The organism is Limnobaculum zhutongyuii (assembly GCF_004295645.1).
GTDB lineage: Bacteria > Pseudomonadota > Gammaproteobacteria > Enterobacterales > Enterobacteriaceae > Limnobaculum > Limnobaculum zhutongyuii.
The window spans coordinates 2,296,747-2,313,454 of sequence record NZ_CP034752.1; the positions used below are offsets into that span (position 1 = coordinate 2,296,747).

Annotated in this window: 17 protein-coding genes and 1 riboswitch; of the genes, 3 read left to right on the forward strand and 14 right to left on the reverse strand. The window is 46.9% G+C overall.

Annotation, left to right across the window (positions count from 1 at the left end; translation table 11 throughout):
• Nucleotides 1-10 precede the first annotated feature (10 nt).
• From EKN56_RS10120 to EKN56_RS10130, 3 genes are all read right to left on the reverse strand, one after another.
• On the reverse strand, nt 11-931 hold the full coding sequence (locus EKN56_RS10120; RefSeq protein ID WP_130591666.1) for a dihydrodipicolinate synthase family protein: 921 nt from the start codon (nt 929-931) through the stop codon (nt 11-13).
• A gap of 105 nt (nt 932-1,036) precedes the next feature.
• A complete protein-coding gene (locus EKN56_RS10125) occupies nt 1,037-2,377 on the reverse strand; it encodes a dihydroxy-acid dehydratase domain-containing protein (protein WP_130591667.1) in 1,341 nt (446 codons plus the stop codon).
• 42 nt (nt 2,378-2,419) lie between these two features.
• Nucleotides 2,420-3,691, reverse strand: coding sequence for an MFS transporter (locus EKN56_RS10130; RefSeq protein WP_130591668.1), 1,272 nt, complete (start codon nt 3,689-3,691; stop codon nt 2,420-2,422).
• 312 nt (nt 3,692-4,003) lie between these two features.
• Between EKN56_RS10130 and EKN56_RS10135 the strand changes: the two genes are divergently transcribed.
• Nucleotides 4,004-5,104 (forward strand): glycerol dehydrogenase, encoded by a 1,101-nt coding sequence (locus EKN56_RS10135; protein WP_130591669.1) that lies wholly within the window; start codon nt 4,004-4,006, stop codon nt 5,102-5,104.
• A gap of 301 nt (nt 5,105-5,405) precedes the next feature.
• On the opposite strand, the gene EKN56_RS10140 is transcribed toward EKN56_RS10135, so the two are convergent.
• Nucleotides 5,406-6,146 carry a hypothetical protein gene (locus tag EKN56_RS10140; protein ID WP_130591670.1) on the reverse strand — a complete coding sequence of 247 codons (741 nt, stop codon included), beginning with the start codon at nt 6,144-6,146 and terminating at the stop codon, nt 5,406-5,408.
• A gap of 277 nt (nt 6,147-6,423) precedes the next feature.
• Here EKN56_RS10140 and EKN56_RS10145 point away from each other — a divergent pair, with 277 nt between their 5' ends.
• Nucleotides 6,424-8,022, forward strand: coding sequence for an ABC-F family ATPase (locus EKN56_RS10145; protein ID WP_130591671.1), 1,599 nt, complete (start codon nt 6,424-6,426; stop codon nt 8,020-8,022).
• Nucleotides 8,023-8,160: 138 nt separating this feature from the next.
• Here EKN56_RS10145 and rhlE read toward each other — a convergent pair whose 3' ends face one another.
• The 8 genes from rhlE to moaA form a co-directional block, all read right to left on the reverse strand.
• Nucleotides 8,161-9,561, reverse strand: coding sequence for an ATP-dependent RNA helicase RhlE (gene rhlE / locus EKN56_RS10150; RefSeq protein ID WP_130591672.1), 1,401 nt, complete (start codon nt 9,559-9,561; stop codon nt 8,161-8,163).
• A gap of 278 nt (nt 9,562-9,839) precedes the next feature.
• Entirely contained in the window at nt 9,840-10,541 is a 702-nt protein-coding gene (locus EKN56_RS10155) for a Bax inhibitor-1/YccA family protein (protein ID WP_130591673.1), read from the reverse strand.
• 162 nt (nt 10,542-10,703) lie between these two features.
• The gene (locus EKN56_RS10160) at nt 10,704-11,282 is read right to left on the reverse strand and encodes a flavodoxin family protein (protein WP_130591674.1); all 579 of its coding nucleotides are present in this window, start codon (nt 11,280-11,282) and stop codon (nt 10,704-10,706) included.
• Between the two features lie 188 nt (nt 11,283-11,470).
• Nucleotides 11,471-11,923: a molybdopterin synthase catalytic subunit MoaE gene (gene moaE, locus EKN56_RS10165; RefSeq protein ID WP_130593665.1), complete on the reverse strand. Its 453-nt coding sequence runs from the start codon at nt 11,921-11,923 to the stop codon at nt 11,471-11,473.
• A gap of 13 nt (nt 11,924-11,936) precedes the next feature.
• Nucleotides 11,937-12,182, reverse strand: a complete 246-nt coding sequence (gene moaD / locus EKN56_RS10170) for a molybdopterin synthase sulfur carrier subunit (protein ID WP_130591675.1) — start codon at nt 12,180-12,182, stop codon at nt 11,937-11,939.
• Nucleotides 12,179-12,688 carry a cyclic pyranopterin monophosphate synthase MoaC gene (gene moaC / locus EKN56_RS10175; protein ID WP_130591676.1) on the reverse strand — a complete coding sequence of 170 codons (510 nt, stop codon included), beginning with the start codon at nt 12,686-12,688 and terminating at the stop codon, nt 12,179-12,181. Before moaC ends, moaD begins: the two co-directional genes overlap by 4 nt.
• Nucleotides 12,689-12,696: 8 nt before the next feature.
• Nucleotides 12,697-13,218, reverse strand: a complete 522-nt coding sequence (gene moaB / locus EKN56_RS10180) for a molybdenum cofactor biosynthesis protein B (protein ID WP_130591677.1) — start codon at nt 13,216-13,218, stop codon at nt 12,697-12,699.
• A 50-nt stretch (nt 13,219-13,268) separates the two neighbouring features.
• On the reverse strand, nt 13,269-14,252 hold the full coding sequence (moaA, locus tag EKN56_RS10185; protein ID WP_130591678.1) for a GTP 3',8-cyclase MoaA: 984 nt from the start codon (nt 14,250-14,252) through the stop codon (nt 13,269-13,271).
• A riboswitch (molybdenum cofactor riboswitch) is annotated at nt 14,241-14,378 on the reverse strand. It overlaps the preceding gene by 12 nt.
• A 285-nt stretch (nt 14,379-14,663) precedes the next feature.
• Here moaA and yvcK point away from each other — a divergent pair.
• The gene (gene yvcK, locus EKN56_RS10190; RefSeq protein ID WP_130591679.1) at nt 14,664-15,575 is read left to right on the forward strand and encodes a uridine diphosphate-N-acetylglucosamine-binding protein YvcK; all 912 of its coding nucleotides are present in this window, start codon (nt 14,664-14,666) and stop codon (nt 15,573-15,575) included.
• A gap of 61 nt (nt 15,576-15,636) precedes the next feature.
• On the opposite strand, the gene EKN56_RS10195 is transcribed toward yvcK, so the two are convergent.
• Nucleotides 15,637-16,110: an outer membrane lipoprotein gene (locus EKN56_RS10195; protein ID WP_130591680.1), complete on the reverse strand. Its 474-nt coding sequence runs from the start codon at nt 16,108-16,110 to the stop codon at nt 15,637-15,639.
• A 245-nt stretch (nt 16,111-16,355) separates the two neighbouring features.
• Complete coding sequence (locus EKN56_RS10200; protein ID WP_130591681.1) at nt 16,356-16,637, reverse strand: VF530 family protein; 282 nt, start codon at nt 16,635-16,637, stop codon at nt 16,356-16,358.
• Nucleotides 16,638-16,708: the final 71 nt, after the last annotated feature.

The following is a 16,708-nucleotide window of genomic DNA, read 5'->3' on the forward strand; positions in this document are numbered from 1 at the left end:
CACAAACAACTTAACGATCCTGATGTGGCACCTCAGCAAAGGTTAATACCTTCATCAGTTGCTGCTTTTTCTCTTCTGATAGTTTCTTTACCGGAGCCAAAACTTCAGTAGAAATATTCAATCCACACAGTTTAATCGCTTGTTTAATTACGCCAAAGAACGGCGTCTCTAAACTATATACCGTTGATAAGCGTGATAGCTGGCGCTGTAGTTCAAACATGGTTTCATAATCTTTCGCTTTAAACGCCCGGTAAATTCCACAGGTAATTTGAGCTGCAAAGTTAGAGGTTGCCGGAATGGCACCATTACCGCCCATAATCAGGGTATCCATCATATATTCGTCATAGCCAGAAAACACCACAAAGTTCGGACGTATTGGCCGTACCTGATTAATAACCTCACGTACGTGACTGATATTATCCACCGTATCTTTAATACCGATAATATTGCTGACCTCTTTTGCCAGACGGGCGATCAGACTCACGCTGATATCCTGACCGGTTAATGCCGGGAAGTTATACAAAATGACCGGAGAACGAATACTCTCCGCTACGGTGCGGAAATGGTTATACATATACTCTTCATTAAGCAGTGCATAATAAGGATTCAGAACCAGTACGGCATCCACGCCTAACTTATCCGCATGTTGACCGAACTCAACTACTTCCTGAGTGCTTGGACTACTAATGCCTAATAATACAGGAACCCGACCGGCAATATGTTTTACCGCAAACTCAGCCACGTCAAAACGCTGTGCTTTAGGCATATGGCAAAACTCACCGCCACTGCCAAGAATCAACATGCCATCTACGCCATCATTGACTAATTTATCAATCAGCGCCCCCATTCCCACGGTATCCAGTCGCCCATCCGCATGAAAAATCGTCGGTACCGGAGGAAAAACGCCTCTAAACTTATTCAGGTCAGTCATTGTATTATCCTGTCTTATCGCTAATGAATTACATCTCTGTTACTTTGCCTCCGTCACGTTTAACCGTGACGGAAGCCTTACTTACCCTGTTATGCTGATAGAGTCTTAACTGGTATAGGCACCAGCCATTAACGAAGCCGCTCGCTCAGTGAACTGCTTGTACACCCCTTTACGGTGGGAATAATCCGGACGTATCCATTTAGCCTGACGTTCAGCCATAACGACCTCAATCTGCTCCGGCGTTTTGTGCTCACCATTAATACCAACGATATTCAGCTTACGGGCTGGTACATCCATTTCGATTAAATCACCATCTTCCACCAGTGCAATTGGCCCACCGTCAGCCGCTTCCGGTGAAACATGCCCCACACACGGGCCGCTGGTAGCACCGGAGAAACGACCATCGGTAATCAATGCCACTCGACCATCCAGGCGGTTGTCATACACAATGGCATCAGTTGTCATCAGCATTTCGGGGGCGCCGGAACCTTTAGGGCCTTCGTAGCGAATAAACAGCACATCCCCAGGGTTCACCCGGTTATGAATAATCGCCTGCTGTGCATCTTCCTCTGAGTTGAACACTTTGGCCGGACCTACGTGCTGATGCATATCGGCACGGCAGGCGGCATATTTGATAACCGCCCCATCCGGTGCAATATTGCCTTTGAGAATAGCGATGGAGCCTTTCTTGGTGGCTGACTCTGGCTTTCTGATCACCTCTTCCGGCTTCACTTTATGATTAGCCAGATACATGGCCTGATGCCCTGCAGCACGTGCTACCCGACGGATCTCTGACATGGTAGAAGGCATAATAGCGCTACCCGGCAACGCCATACCTAAGGCTTCTGACATACACTGCATGGTGCTGGCTGTTCCCATAAACTGACAGGCACCGGCAGTAGGACAACCGCACTGCTGATGCGCTTCTACCTGCTTTACGCTAATCTCGCCTTTCTTCAGTTTGGCCGTCAGACCACCCAAATCGGAGGTGCTCATATTCGGAGCCGGACGCATCGAACCACCGGGAATGTGAATCAACGGCATATCCAGACGAGCAGCAGCAATCAAATGTGCCGGAACGGATTTATCGCAGCTGGAAATCAGTACCGCCCCGTCATAAGGCACTACCGAAGCATGAATCTCTACCATATTGGCTATCGCTTCCCGCGAGGCCAGAATGTAGTTCATACCATCATGCCCCTGCCCCCAGCCATCACAAATATCGGTGACATGATGGCGTACTGCGCGACCACCGCTTTCATGAACCCCTAACATGGTTTCATAGCCCAGTTCATTGAGGTGAAAGCTTCCCGGATGGCTTTCGCCATAACAGTCATCAATCAGTACCTGAGGCTTCTGGGTATCTTCTTTGCTGTAGTTCATCCCCATACGCAGTGCATCTAACTGCGACCATAAATCACGAGCGCCCTGACATTTCTGTTTCATTTTGTGGTTCCTTTAATTATTAATTCATCACGACATTACTGATTATTTTTTCGGTGGCCGGGCGGTAATGGCCGGCAGCGTAAACAGCAGGAAAACGGCTATCATTAAGGCAGCGACCAGTACAAACATGCCCGCCGTCTGGCTAACGGTCATGGTTAGCAGCCCCACCAGATATGGACCAATAAATCCACCCAGGTTACCCAATGCGTTAATGGTTCCACGTACACCACCTAAAACATTGGATGGGAATAACAGCGGTGGCAGCGTCCAGAATGGACCAGCATAAGCCTGTAAGAAGAAGCCACACAGCACCATGACACCATAAGAAAGCCAGATGCTCTCTTTCAGCAACAGAGAAAGGGTTAAACAGACAGCAAAACCAACCAGAGGGATTGCGGTATACAGGCGACGATTCATCGTCTTGTCACACCACTTAGCGATATAGTATTGACCGAAGATACACAGCACATAAGGCGCTGCAGTCAACATACCCACCATGGTCATGCCGCTACCGGTCAGGTTTTTAATCAGGTTAGGCATCCACAGCGCAAAGCCATAGAACCCGACCTGAACAAAGAAGTAGATACCAATCAATTTCCACAGGTTCGGACTACGAATAATGGTGCTAATGCTGGCTTTATCATCAACAGAAGCGCCCATACGGTCCTCTTCCAGCTTTTTCTCAATCCACTCACGTTCCCGTGGGTCCAGCCATTTCGCCTGATGAGGATGGTCAGATACTAATGACATCCAGACAAACAGCAGTGCCAGTGACAATACCCCTTCAATGATGAACATTTCGCGCCAGCCGTGCAGCTCAATCAGCCAACCAGACAGTGGGCCAGTGATAATCGAGGCAACCGCCAGGTTCATCTGGAAAAAGGCAATGGCTCTGGCCCGCTCTTCATTAGGAAACCAGTGACCGATTAACGCCAGAATAGCTGGATATACCCCACCTTCAGCAACCCCGAGAATGAAGCGGATAATCAATAACTGGGTCGAATTTTGCACAAAGCCGGTTAGCAGGGCAAATCCTCCCCAGGCGACAATCGTCCAGGCAATAAACTTCTTGGCGCTATAACGTTCAGCAATATGACCACCCGGTATTTGCAGAAAGATATAACCGATGAAGAAAATCCCTGCCACCAGTCCGGCAAATGATGCCGTCATGCCGAGATCTTTATCCATACCACCGGCAATACCGATTGCGATATTGGTTCGGTCCATATAAGCCACGATATAGACCAAAATGGTTGCCGGAATGATATGCATCCAGCGCCCTTTAGGAATAGGTTTACTTGAATCTGTGCTCATTACTATGTTCCTTGGTTCAACCGCTAAATGATAAAAAACGCGAGTACGTTAGTTGTTTGTTATTCATTGTTACGTAATTTGTTCCGTATATAGAACAAATATTCAATATACAGAACAATATTCCTCGCGCTGGATAAAAGAGTCAATGGGGTAAATTGTCAAAGTTGAATATCTGTGAGCTGACGCAACTTTCGCCATTTTGAAGTTGACGGCAAATAATTACAGGAAGAACATGCTTTCATACAGAACATTAGTTCCACATAAAGAACAATAAGCATTGGTAACCATTTTTATCACTATTAAGGAGCTAAAATGATTACTACTGCTATTTTCCCCGGTCGTTACGTACAAGGTTCAGGGGCAGTTGAGAAGTGTTTAGGTGATGAACTATCGCGTCTGGGTCAAAAGGCATTGATACTGCAAGACCCTGTCGTTCATCAAAAGCTGGGCAATGACATTGTTAAAGCACTGGAGGGCAAAATTGCCTGTCAGGTTGAAGTGTTTAACAGCGAATGCTCTGATGAAGAGATCGACCGTATTTCGGCATTAGCACAAAACTACGGTGCTGAAGTGATCGTTGGTATTGGCGGAGGTAAAACGTTAGATACCGCTAAAGCAACCGGCGCATTCCTTAAGTTACCTATTGCTATTGTGCCCACTCTGGCCTCTACCGATGCCCCATGCAGCTCTTTAGTGGTGATTTACACTCAGGAAGGAAAATTCAAACGCTATATGATGATTCCCCGCAACCCTGATGTAGTGCTGGTTGATTCAAAAATTATCGCCCAGGCGCCGGTGCGCTTTCTGGTCTCCGGCATTGGCGATGCGCTGGCAACCTGGTTTGAAGCAGAAGATTGCCGCATAAAAATGGCAGGCAATATGACGGGTCGTCCAGGTCCTATGTCGGCTTATGGTTTAGCACGTTTATGTTATGACACCTTGCTACAGTATGGCGTGCTGGCAAAATCTGCCTGTGAACAACAGCAGGTCACCCCGGCTCTGGAACACGTTATTGAAGCCAACACCCTGCTCTCCGGATTAGGTTTCGAAAGTGGCGGTCTGGCTGCGGCTCACGCCATCCATAATGGCTTAACCGTATTGCCACAAACCCACAGCTACTGGCACGGAGAAAAAGTCGCCTTTGGCACACTGGCAATGTTAATGCTTACCGATCGGGAACCCGAAGTAATTGATACGGTATATAACTTCTGCCGTGATGTTGGTCTGCCAACCACACTGGAAGATATAGGCCTAAAACAGGTCAGTGATGATGACCTGATGAAAGTCGCCGAAGCTTCATGCAGTCAGGGAGAAACCATCCATAACGAACCCCATGAAATCAGCGCCGAAAATGTACTGGCTGCATTGAGGGCAGCTGACGCTGAGGGACAAAGACGTAAACTGTTCGCCTGAGACAATAAAAAAACAAGATGGCCTGCATCGCAGGCCATTTGAGATTGATGACAAAGTCTGATTTGTTCAGCACTGTGTTTTAAAATAGCCAAATGTCGGGAGGGGCTCCCGTGGGGGTCGACTTGGCGTAAGCCAACGAAGTGCCCGTAGGGAGACCAGGCCCGACACGCACCAAAGCCAAGTACAGATGGTCTTCCGGTCGAGCACAAAATGAATATAAGCACTTCAGATTTTACGACCGGAATATTCATAGATGCTGATTTATCAGATTTATCAGCACCCTAAAATAAAGAATCCAACATTACCCCAGCGCCTTCAACTCCTGATTCACTTTCGTCAACCATTCTTTATGCATTTTACGATAGTGTGGTTTAGCGCGTCGAGCCATCACAGCAATGGTTTCCAACTGATGTTTAGCTTCTAACTTATCACCCTTTTCAATCAGTAACTGGTAATAACGGAAACGTGCTTCTGGCCCGGTGTAGTATTCAACCAATACTCTGAATTCATCTTCTGCTTTATCAAGATCACCAGTTTGCTGTAGCGATCTGGCATACAGTAAATGACCATCCTGAGAGCGATAATCAGGATTGGCATCAATAAGTCGTTCCAGGGTTTTCTGACAGGAGACCGGATCATGACTGTCAAACTGCGCCTGAGCCAGCTTAACTAAAATATCGGGATCCTGAACGAAGATGCCGGTTAAGGCTTTTTGATAATTTGTCGCAGCTTCCTGCGGTCTGCCAATGCGTAACAGTTCATCCGCTAAACGTACATAGTTTTGACTGGTTTCAGTAATCACTAGCTCATCGCGCAACATACGCACATGGCGCTCCGGATCCATTTTATCCTGAGCTTTACCAAGCAAGCGTTTCCCATCGCGACTGCCCAACAAGTCCGGTAACAAAATGGCCAGCGCATATACCGCACAACCAATACCCGGTAAACCAATAATAAGATATAACCAATAACGTTCCTGCCCGGTTTTCACCACATGAACGCCACACATGATTTGAATAATAACAACCAGAATGACCGGCATTTCAGCACTCCCTGCCAAAAATAGAATAATAGCTATAATGAGTGCATGATATTGCTGAGACCGCAGTCTGACAATGGTTTCAGTAGATAAATACAATAAAATAATAAAATATGAAATTAATTGACGCCCCCCTTTCTATTTATAGTATTTAATTATTCTTTATCGTGAATACCCAAAAAACATGCAGAAAAAATAGTCTGCTCACAGGGATGCCTAAACGGTCTCATTCTGTGGCATAATGTGTCTAATATCACACTTTCAACTATGAGTATTCGTCTTGTTAATCAGCAATAATATTACTATGCAGTTTGGCTCCAAGCCGCTGTTTGAAAACATTTCGGTCAAATTTGGCGGTGGTAATCGCTACGGTTTAATTGGTGCTAACGGTAGTGGTAAATCCACCTTTATGAAGATCCTGGGTGGAGACCTGGCCCCTTCCGGCGGCAACGTATTCCTCGATCCAAATGAACGTCTGGGTAAACTGAAACAGGATCAATTTGCCTATGAAGAATACAGCGTTCTGGATACCGTGATTATGGGCCACGCTGAACTTTGGGAAGTCAAAGAAGAGCGCGATCGTATCTATAATCTGCCGGAAATGAGTGAAGAAGATGGGCTAAAAGTTGCCGATCTGGAAGTTCAATATGGTGAGATGGATGGATATACCGCGGAGTCCCGCGCCGGTGAACTGCTGTTAGGTGTTGGTATTCCGGTAGAACAGCACTACGGTCCGATGAGCGAAGTCGCTCCCGGCTGGAAACTTCGGGTATTGCTGGCTCAGGCACTATTTGCCGATCCGGACATCCTGCTGCTCGACGAACCAACCAACAACCTAGATATTGATACCATTCGCTGGTTGGAACAAACGCTGAACGACCGTAACAGTACCATGATCATCATTTCCCATGACCGTCACTTTCTGAATATGGTCTGTACCCACATGGCCGATTTGGACTACGGTGAACTGCGTGTCTATCCGGGTAACTATGATGAGTATATGACTGCCTCAACTCAGGCCCGCGAACGCCTGCTGGCAGATAACGCCAAGAAAAAGGCTCAGATTAACGAACTGCAATCTTTCGTTAGCCGCTTTAGTGCAAACGCTTCTAAATCCCGTCAGGCAACATCCCGCGCACGGCAGATTGATAAAATTCAGTTAGAAGAAGTGAAGGCTTCCAGCCGTCAGAATCCATTTATCCGCTTTGAACAGGACAAGAAACTGTTCCGTAATGCGCTGGAAGTGGAAAACCTGTCAAAAGGTTATGACGGTAACGCCCCTCTGTTTAAGAACATCAATTTGATGCTGGAAGTGGGTGAAAAAGTTGCCGTATTAGGTACCAACGGCGTAGGTAAAACTACCCTGCTGAAAACCTTAATCGGTGAATTAACGCCAGATTCAGGTCGCCTGAAATGGTCTGAAAACGCCAGCATTGGTTATTATGCGCAGGATCACGCGTCAGATTTTGAAATCGATATGACAGTGTTTGACTGGATGAGCCTGTGGATGCAGCCTAATGATGATGAGCAGTCAGTGCGTAGCGTATTAGGTCGTCTGTTGTTCTCTCAGGACGATATCAAGAAATCAATCAAAGTTCTGTCCGGTGGTGAAAAAGGCCGCATGCTATTTGGCAAACTGATGATGACTCGCCCTAACATTTTGATTATGGACGAGCCAACTAACCACCTGGATATGGAATCGATTGAATCACTGAATATGGCGCTGGAGCTGTATCAGGGAACACTAATTTTCGTCTCCCATGACCGTGAATTTGTTAGCTCACTGGCAACACGTATCATCGAAATCACCCCTGAGAAAGTCACCGACTTTAGCGGTAATTATGATGATTACCTGCGTAGTCAGGGTATTAATAACTGATTAGGCAGTACAAAATAACAAAGGCCACCTTATAGAGGTGGCCTTTTAGTTTGATGATAATTTCCGATTTGCTCGCTAGCTAAAAGGCCGTCTATAAATAGACGGCCTTTACTACATAAAACGCATTCACAACGCTATTTAACTACCCGCTGATTCCGAACGACGCGCGCCAGCGAATGAAGCGCGTCTTTGCTGAGCGGGTTTATCCGAACGAGGCTTCTGGCTACGCGGTTTATTGTCACCCCGTCCCTCAGACTTATTGCCCCACGGACTATTATCACTACGACCCGCATTTTGACCAGCAGCCGGACGAGCACGCCCTGAATTTGGACGTCCACCCTGCCCTTGTCCCGGACCTCTGCCCTGACGGCCATTGATAATCGGTTCGGCTTTAATGGTTGGGTCCGGCTCATATCCCGGTAAAGCAATACGTGCGATTTCAAACTTCAATAAGCGCTCAATATCACGCAGAAGTTTATGTTCATCAACGCAAACCAAAGAGACCGCTTCTCCGGTACATTCTGCACGACCGGTACGGCCAATGCGGTGAACATAATCTTCCGGTACGTTTGGCAGTTCATAGTTAACCACATGAGGAAGATGATCGATATCCAGACCGCGGGCAGCGATATCGGTAGCAACCAGAACGCGGATTTTACCGTTTTTAAACTCATCCAGCGCACGAGTACGGGCACCCTGACTCTTATTACCATGAATCGCTGAAGCGGTAATGCCATCTTTATTCAGTTGTTCTGCCAGATGGTTAGCGCCGTGTTTAGTACGGGTAAACACCAGCACCTGTTGCCACTGACCTTCACCAATCATTTGTGACAGCAGTTCACGTTTACGTTTTTTATCAACAAAATGGACTTTCTGATCCACCAGTTCAGATGGCGTATTGCGTTTTGCCACTTCGACAGAAGCTGGATTGTGCAGCAATTTAGACGCCAAACCTTTAATCTCATCAGAGAACGTGGCGGAAAACAGTAAGTTTTGACGCTTGGCTGGCAGCTTAGCTAAAACACGACGAATATCGTGAATAAAGCCCATATCCAGCATGCGGTCAGCTTCATCCAGCACCAGAATTTCTACTTTAGATAAATCAACGGCATTCTGATGTTCCAGATCCAGCAAACGCCCCGGTGTTGCCACCAGCACATCGACACCGCCGCGCAGCTTCATCATCTGTGGATTAATGCTAACTCCACCGAAAACCACCAGCGAACGAATATTTAAATGGCGGCTATAGTCACGCACATTTTCACCAACCTGAGCAGCCAGCTCACGGGTTGGCGTCAGAATCAGTGCCCGAACCGGGCGACGGCCGCGGGCTGCTTCACCGCTTGCCGTTAAGCGCTGTAATAACGGGAGAGTAAAACCAGCGGTTTTACCGGTACCCGTTTGCGCACAGGCCATTAAGTCACGGCCCGATAAAACAACAGGAATCGCCTGCTGTTGAATAGGTGTAGGATCGCGATAACCCTGTTCTTCAACCGCGCGCAAAATATCGGCACTTAAGCCGAGTGAATTAAAAGACATATAAGGAAAAGCTCCAGACTCGCCCGGCAAACATTCCTTAGAGGAATAGTCGTTTGCTACGGTCCTGACGAGATTATTATTACGAGGTATGACGTTGAGGCATTACCGCGAGGTATATGGCGTAGACCGAAGTACGCCGGATACGGTCAGTATAACAGAACTTCCATCAGTTAGTGTAACTATTCAGGATTTGGCTAATTAACGATTTATTATCGACGTTTTAAAAACAATAAGGGCGCGAAATCGCGCCCTTATTCAATATAGCCTTGCTGATAATATTAGCGACGGTCGCCTAAAATACGCAGCAGCATTAAGAACAGGTTGATGAAGTCTAAATAGAGCGTCAAAGCACCCATAATAGAAGACTTACGGTAGCCTTCTCTGTCATCAATAGACACTTGCTCACCAATTGCTTTCAGTTTTTGTGTGTCATAGGCAGTTAAGCCAACGAACACAATCACACCAATATAGGTGATTGCCCAAGTCAACGCCGGGCTCTTAAGGAAAATATTTACCACTGAAGCCAGAAGAATACCAATCAGGCCCATGATCATCATGCTGCCTAACTTGCTTAAGTCACGCTTAGTGGTATATCCGTATACGCTCATGGCACCAAAGGTACCGGCAGTAACAAAGAAAGTACTGGCAATTGAGCTGCTGGTATAAGCAATAAAGATACTGGATAAGGTTAATCCGGTCAGAACCGAATAGAGCATAAACAGTGTTGTGGCTAAAGAGCCGCTAATGCGATTAAGCATACCGGACAGGAAAAACACCACGCCCAGTTGTACAATAATCAAACCAAAAAAGGTGATATTACTGGAGAAAATGAACGACTGAAGCGCAGTTCCGGTAACAAACCAGGCAGTAAATGCAGTCAATAACAGACCGCAGGTCATCCATCCGTAGACCTGAGCCATAAACGCCTGAATACCGGTATTGGCATGTTCTACGATAGTACCGTTGTGACGTGGATCCATTAATTTTGTCCTTCTTATCTCTAAGTCAAAAATACAGGGGTGAAAACAACTAAATATACCCAAGGTTATCACATATTATGACACCTGATGGCAAAAATAATTTCGTAATGTCTGGTAAAGATAGATGGAAATGCCTTCTTTCACCAGACATCTGAACCTGATTTACACTCTCGACCAGCGCTGCGCTAACTGAGCGATACGCTGACCAAACAGACGAGCGGTTTCCAGTTCACCAGACAACGGCGCTTCTTCTACTGAAGCATCCGCCGGAGAAACCGTCATCAGTCCGGAAACACCGGCAATATAGTTAACATCCTGACGGGTTGCCGCTTTGGTATTGGATGGCAGCATACCCATGCCGACCCAAATACCACCGTGCTGTTGAGAAAGATGAAACATATAGTCCAGGGTACTAAGCTTGTCACCGTTCATGCTGGCGGAGTTGGTAAACCCGGCAAACAGCTTGTCTTTCCATAACAATGCAGACCAGGGCTTAGAAGACGCATCAGCAAACTTCTTAAACTGCCAGGAAGGCCCGCTCATATAGGTTGGGCTACCAAAGATGATGCCATCGGCAATTGAAAGAATAACCCATGCCTGTTCTGGCAAATTTCCTTCTGCATCGATGGGCAATATATCAACCTGTGTGCCACTGATTTCCGTTAATCCTTTTGCTACTGCTTCGGCAACTTTTGCCGTATGTCCATATCCACTGTGATACACCATTGCTATACGTGCCATCAAAACCTCTTCAGAACTGAAAAAACAAAGCCTGCCCTGAACTTCAGACAGGCTTATACAACCGGAAAATTATATCATTTTTAGCAGGAAATGTGATGAGAATTAGGGGATAGTTTGGTATCAAACGCCATTTGCGTCTCAAGCCACTCCCCTAATCTTTTTTGGGCGTGATAAATATCGTGGATTAATTACCAGCGTTCAGCGGCTTGCTTATCACTGTCGCGGGACTCAACCCAACGATCCCCTTCCTGAGTCGCTTCCCGCTTCCAGAATGGTGCTTTAGTTTTCAAATAATCCATGATGAATTCCGCTGCTTCAAACGCAGAACTGCGGTGGGCGCTGGTTACACCAACGAAAACAATTTCATCACCGGGAAACAGTTCGCCAATACGATGAATCAGACTAACCCGCTGTAAAGGCCATCGCTGGCGGGCTTGTTCAATAATCTCAGCCAGAGACTTTTCCGTCATGCCCGGATAGTGCTCCAGAGTGAGTGCGCTGACGCTATCGCCTAAATTATGATTGCGTACTTTACCGGTAAAAGTCACCACTGCCCCATCATCATTGCACTGGGACAACCACTGGTACTCATCGCCAACCTGAAAGGTAGCCGGGCTGACAGTAATGCGAGTATTATTCATATCAGGCATTTCATCACCCTCCGGTAACCGGTGGGAAAAATGCTACCTCATCGCCATCAACAATGGGATGATCGACTGTCACTAAAGTCTGATTAACCGCCATCAGCAGTTTTCCCGGCTCCAGCGCCAGCGGCCATTTGTTGCCGCGGGTACACAGTGCCTGACGCAAGGCCTCTACCGTTGGGTATTCCGCCGCCAGCTCTAACTGCTCGGTTCCCACCAGCTCTCTGACCTGAGCAAAAAATATCACCTTAATCATGATGCTTTATCTTCCTTTGTTACTGCCCCGCCTTCGGCCAAAAAGTCACCGGACTTGCCGCCGCTTTTCGCCAACAGTCTTACCGGACCAATAACCATGTCTTTCTGGACCGCTTTACACATGTCATAAATCGTCAGGGCTGCGACTGAGGCGGCGGTCAGTGCCTCCATTTCAACTCCGGTTTTTCCCGTAAGACGACAGCATGACTCAATGCGTACCCGATTGCTTTCCGGCAATGCCTCTAGCGAAACTTCGACCTTACTGAGTAACAACGGGTGGCAAAGCGGGATCAGCTCCCAGGTACGTTTTGCTGCCTGAATACCGGCGATACGTGCGGTGGCAAATACATCACCTTTGTGATGGCTACCCTGCATAATCATCGCCAGCGTTTCAGCCTTCATCTCGACAAATGCTTCGGCCCTTGCCTCTCTGACCGTTTCACTTTTTGCGGAAACATCCACCATGTGTGCTTCACCAGAAGCGTTAATATGGGTTAACTGTGACATGTCGTGATTTATCTCTGTTTTTTGCTCAAGTGAGGTAAAAAATTACACGGTCGATGGCGGGCATCCAACTGTTCAACAATGATGCGCTCCCACGCCATTTTGCAGGCATTGGTTGAACCGGGAACCGCAAAAATAATAGTTTGATTAGCAATACCGGCCAACGCGCGCGACTGAATGGTGGAAGTACCGATGTCTTCATAAGACATCATGCGAAACAGTTCACCAAAGCCTTCAACTTCGCGATCAAACAGCGGTGAAATGGCTTCTGGGGTATTGTCTCTGGCAGTAAAGCCGGTACCGCCGGTAATCACTACTACCTGCACGGTTTCATCCGCTATCCAGCCAGAGATTACCGCACGAATTTGATAGATGTTATCTTTAATAATACGTTTATCAACCACCTGATGGCCGACCTGTTTGGCCGCTTCCACCAGATAATGGCCAGATGTATCCTCTGCTTCCCCACGGGAATCAGAAACGGTTAATACCGCAATGGATACCGGAATAAATTCGCTGGCTGCATGTCCCATGTAGGCTCCTTAAATCATAATGTCTGTTGATAACCCGTCGCTGCGGATTATCAACCGCCAATAAATGACAGGTTTTGCGTAATGCCGCTATTACCCTGATGCAGGAAGTGCGTCTGCTTTTTAGTTTGAAGTTTTTCCTGAATGCGATCTTTTAACGCTTCGAGCTGACTATCCTCTTCCAGCAGGTCACGCAGTGAAATACCGTGCTCACCAAACAGGCAGAGATGTAAATTACCTACCGCAGAAACCCGCAGGCGGTTACAGCTCAGACAGAAATCTTTTTCATAAGGCATGATCAGGCCAATTTCGCCCTGATAATCGGGATGACTAAATACTTGTGCCGGGCCATCGCTACGGCTACGAACCGCCTGTTGCCAACCTCTTTCCAGCAGTTGCTGGCGGATCACTTCACCGGAAACATGGTGTTTACGGAACAGATCGGTTCCCTCTCCGGTTTCCATCAATTCAATAAAACGCAGTTGAATTGGGCGGTGTTTAATCCAGTCAAGAAAAGTCGCCAGACTGCGATCGTTAACATCACGCATCAGCACAGTATTGACTTTGATTTTTTTGAATCCGGCGGCAAAACCGGCATCGATGCCTTCCATCACCTGACGGAACTTATCCTGGCCGGTAATGGCGTGAAACTGTCGGGCATCCAGACTATCTACGCTGACGTTCACCGACGTTAATCCGGCATCTTTCCAGCTCTGAATGTCTCGCGCCATCCGATAACCGTTAGTGGTTACCGCCAATGTTTTAATGGCTGAGTTTTCACGAATCGCTGCGACGATATCAACGAAATCACGACGCAGAGTGGGCTCACCACCGGTCAGACGGACTTTCTCCGTTCCGAGCTCGGCAAAGCCACGCCCAACGCGTTTAATTTCGTCAAGAGTAAGGAACCGCTTGTTTGAATTTGGTTTATAACCATCAGGCAAACAGTAGTTACAACGGAAGTTGCAAACATCGGTAATAGATAAACGCAAATAATAAAATTTGCGATCAAAAGCATCGGTCAATTGCGATACCATAAAACACCTTTCCAATATCGGGAGGCGCAGGCATTTCTACCATACACCCTGGTGACGTTAAGCCACGGCTGCAGCACCATATCATTGACTGACTTAGGTCGAAGCAGCTCAGAGTTTCATTTCATTGTATGCTCTAAATCGGTTGATGACTAACAACTGAGTGATTAACAGAGCAATATATAGATACTAATGCGTAATTTCGCTTACTGCCAGAATTATAAATCGTTATGTAATTAATTATATAGCGTTTATTCTTCATTTCATTTGCAAGCACCTTACTGAAAAACCCAATAACGTAGCTTGATATAAGTCAATGTTGACCCATGTCATGCAAAATCACGCAGATTTCGCCTTTTGTTTCAAAATCGGTTAACTTATGCCGCAAAAATAAGCTTCACAAAAAGGAATGTTATGCGTAATCGCACTTTAAGCGATCTGGAACATGTGGTGGCGCTTGGCGGAGGACACGGTTTAGGCCGGGTAATGTCAGCACTCTCCCCTTTAGGTTCTCGTCTTACTGGCATTGTGACCACTACGGATAATGGTGGTTCAACAGGGCGCATCCGCAAATCAGAAGGCGGAATTGCCTGGGGCGATACCCGTAACTGCCTGAATCAGCTCATTACTGAACCCAGCGTAGCCTCCACCATGTTTGAGTATCGCTTTAGTGGCAACGGTGAACTGGCAGGACATAATCTGGGTAACCTGATGCTTAAAGCGCTGGATAACCTCAGTGTCCGTCCTTTAGAAGCGATAAACCTGATTCGTAATTTGTTAAAAGTACGCGCTTATCTGATCCCTATGTCGGAGCATCCTGTAGATCTGGCGGCAGTAGATGTGGAAGGTAATGTGGTCTACGGCGAGGTAAATGTCGACAGCCTGAAACAGATGCCGGAACAACTGTTGTTAGAACCTCATGTGCCGGCAACCCGTGAAGCCATCGAAGCCATTGATGAAGCAGAACTCATCCTGATTGGTCCCGGAAGTTTTATGACCAGCCTGCTGCCACCATTGCTACTCACTGAAATCGCTCAGGCGCTGCACCGCAGTAAAGCTAAGATCATCTATATTGGTAATCTGGCTAAAGAGCTAAGCCCAGCCGCAGCGGCACTTCGTCTGAAAGATAAAATGGATATCATCGAACAAGCCATCGGTGGCCGAAAAATTGATGGTATTATTATTGGCCCGCATACCAGTCCGGAAGGCATTACAGATAAAGTGATCGTTCAACAGCCTCTGGAAGCGGAAGATATCCCTTATCGTCACGATCGTGAAATGTTGCATAAAGCGCTGGAAGCGGCACTGCAAAAATTCGGCCGATAGAACAATATAAAAAAGCGCGAGGATGTTTCAACTCTCGCGCTTTTTTATTCCAATGATTCAACTATTTCTGAGTACGGGTATCCGCCACGACGCGGGTTGGTTTACCTTCAATTACCAGTACTTTTTGGCCGTTGGACAGCGGTTGATCCATACCCTGAGCGACGGTAATCATGCCGTTGCTTTCGGTTTGAATCACATACTCGATCGCCTGTTGCTTAGAAGCGCTGCTTTCAACGGATGAGCCCAACATTCCGCCCAGTAAAGCACCGCCGATTGCCCCCAGAGCATTAGCCCGGAAACCACCGCCAATAGCAGAACCTGCCACACCACCAGCAGCCGAACCAACCAGCCCGCCAATGCTGCTGTTACCTTCCACATCAACCACTCTTGAGCTGACAATTACCCCTGCATAAGTGCGGCTAGCCTGTCCAACTTGCTTATCATTGTATGTACTTGAAGAGATATTCGATGCGCAGCCTGCCATGCTTAATACAATGCAAGCGACACCCAGTGTTTTGATAAATGCTGATTTCATCTTGATTCTCCCTTTAGACTTAATTGTCTGCTATCAATCCTGATACACCGACGTTGACATTCCTGTCAGGTGAATTAAATAAGTATAACAGTAGATCGCCACATCACCCCGGAAACGATATAAATTAGCAGGTTAAACCACCGGTGAATCATACGTTTAACTTATTGAGGGATTTGTGTAATCACCGGATTGGTTAATTGTGTATCGGGAAGAGTTGCTGATTTTATGGGCATAGGTAAAAACCGTTACTTCTCCCACTTCTCCCACTTCCCCCAAGGACTTTCCGCCTCATCCCCTTTACTCACCTGATGACTCAACTGGTGATGAACATACAGATCTTCCACCTGTTTACGTGCCCATGGGGTACGGCGTAAGAATTTCAGACTAGATTTAATACTGGGATCGTTTTTAAAACAGTTGATATTGACTTCTCGAGCCAATGCTTCCCAACCGAATTTATCCACCAGCGTCGTCAGCAGGCGTTCGAGGGTTATACCGTGGAGAGGATCTTTCGATTGATGTTGCATAATAAAATTAACGACCTGTGCTGACGATGGAGCCTGAGTATAACAAGCTGATGTCCCAAGGTCACTTTATG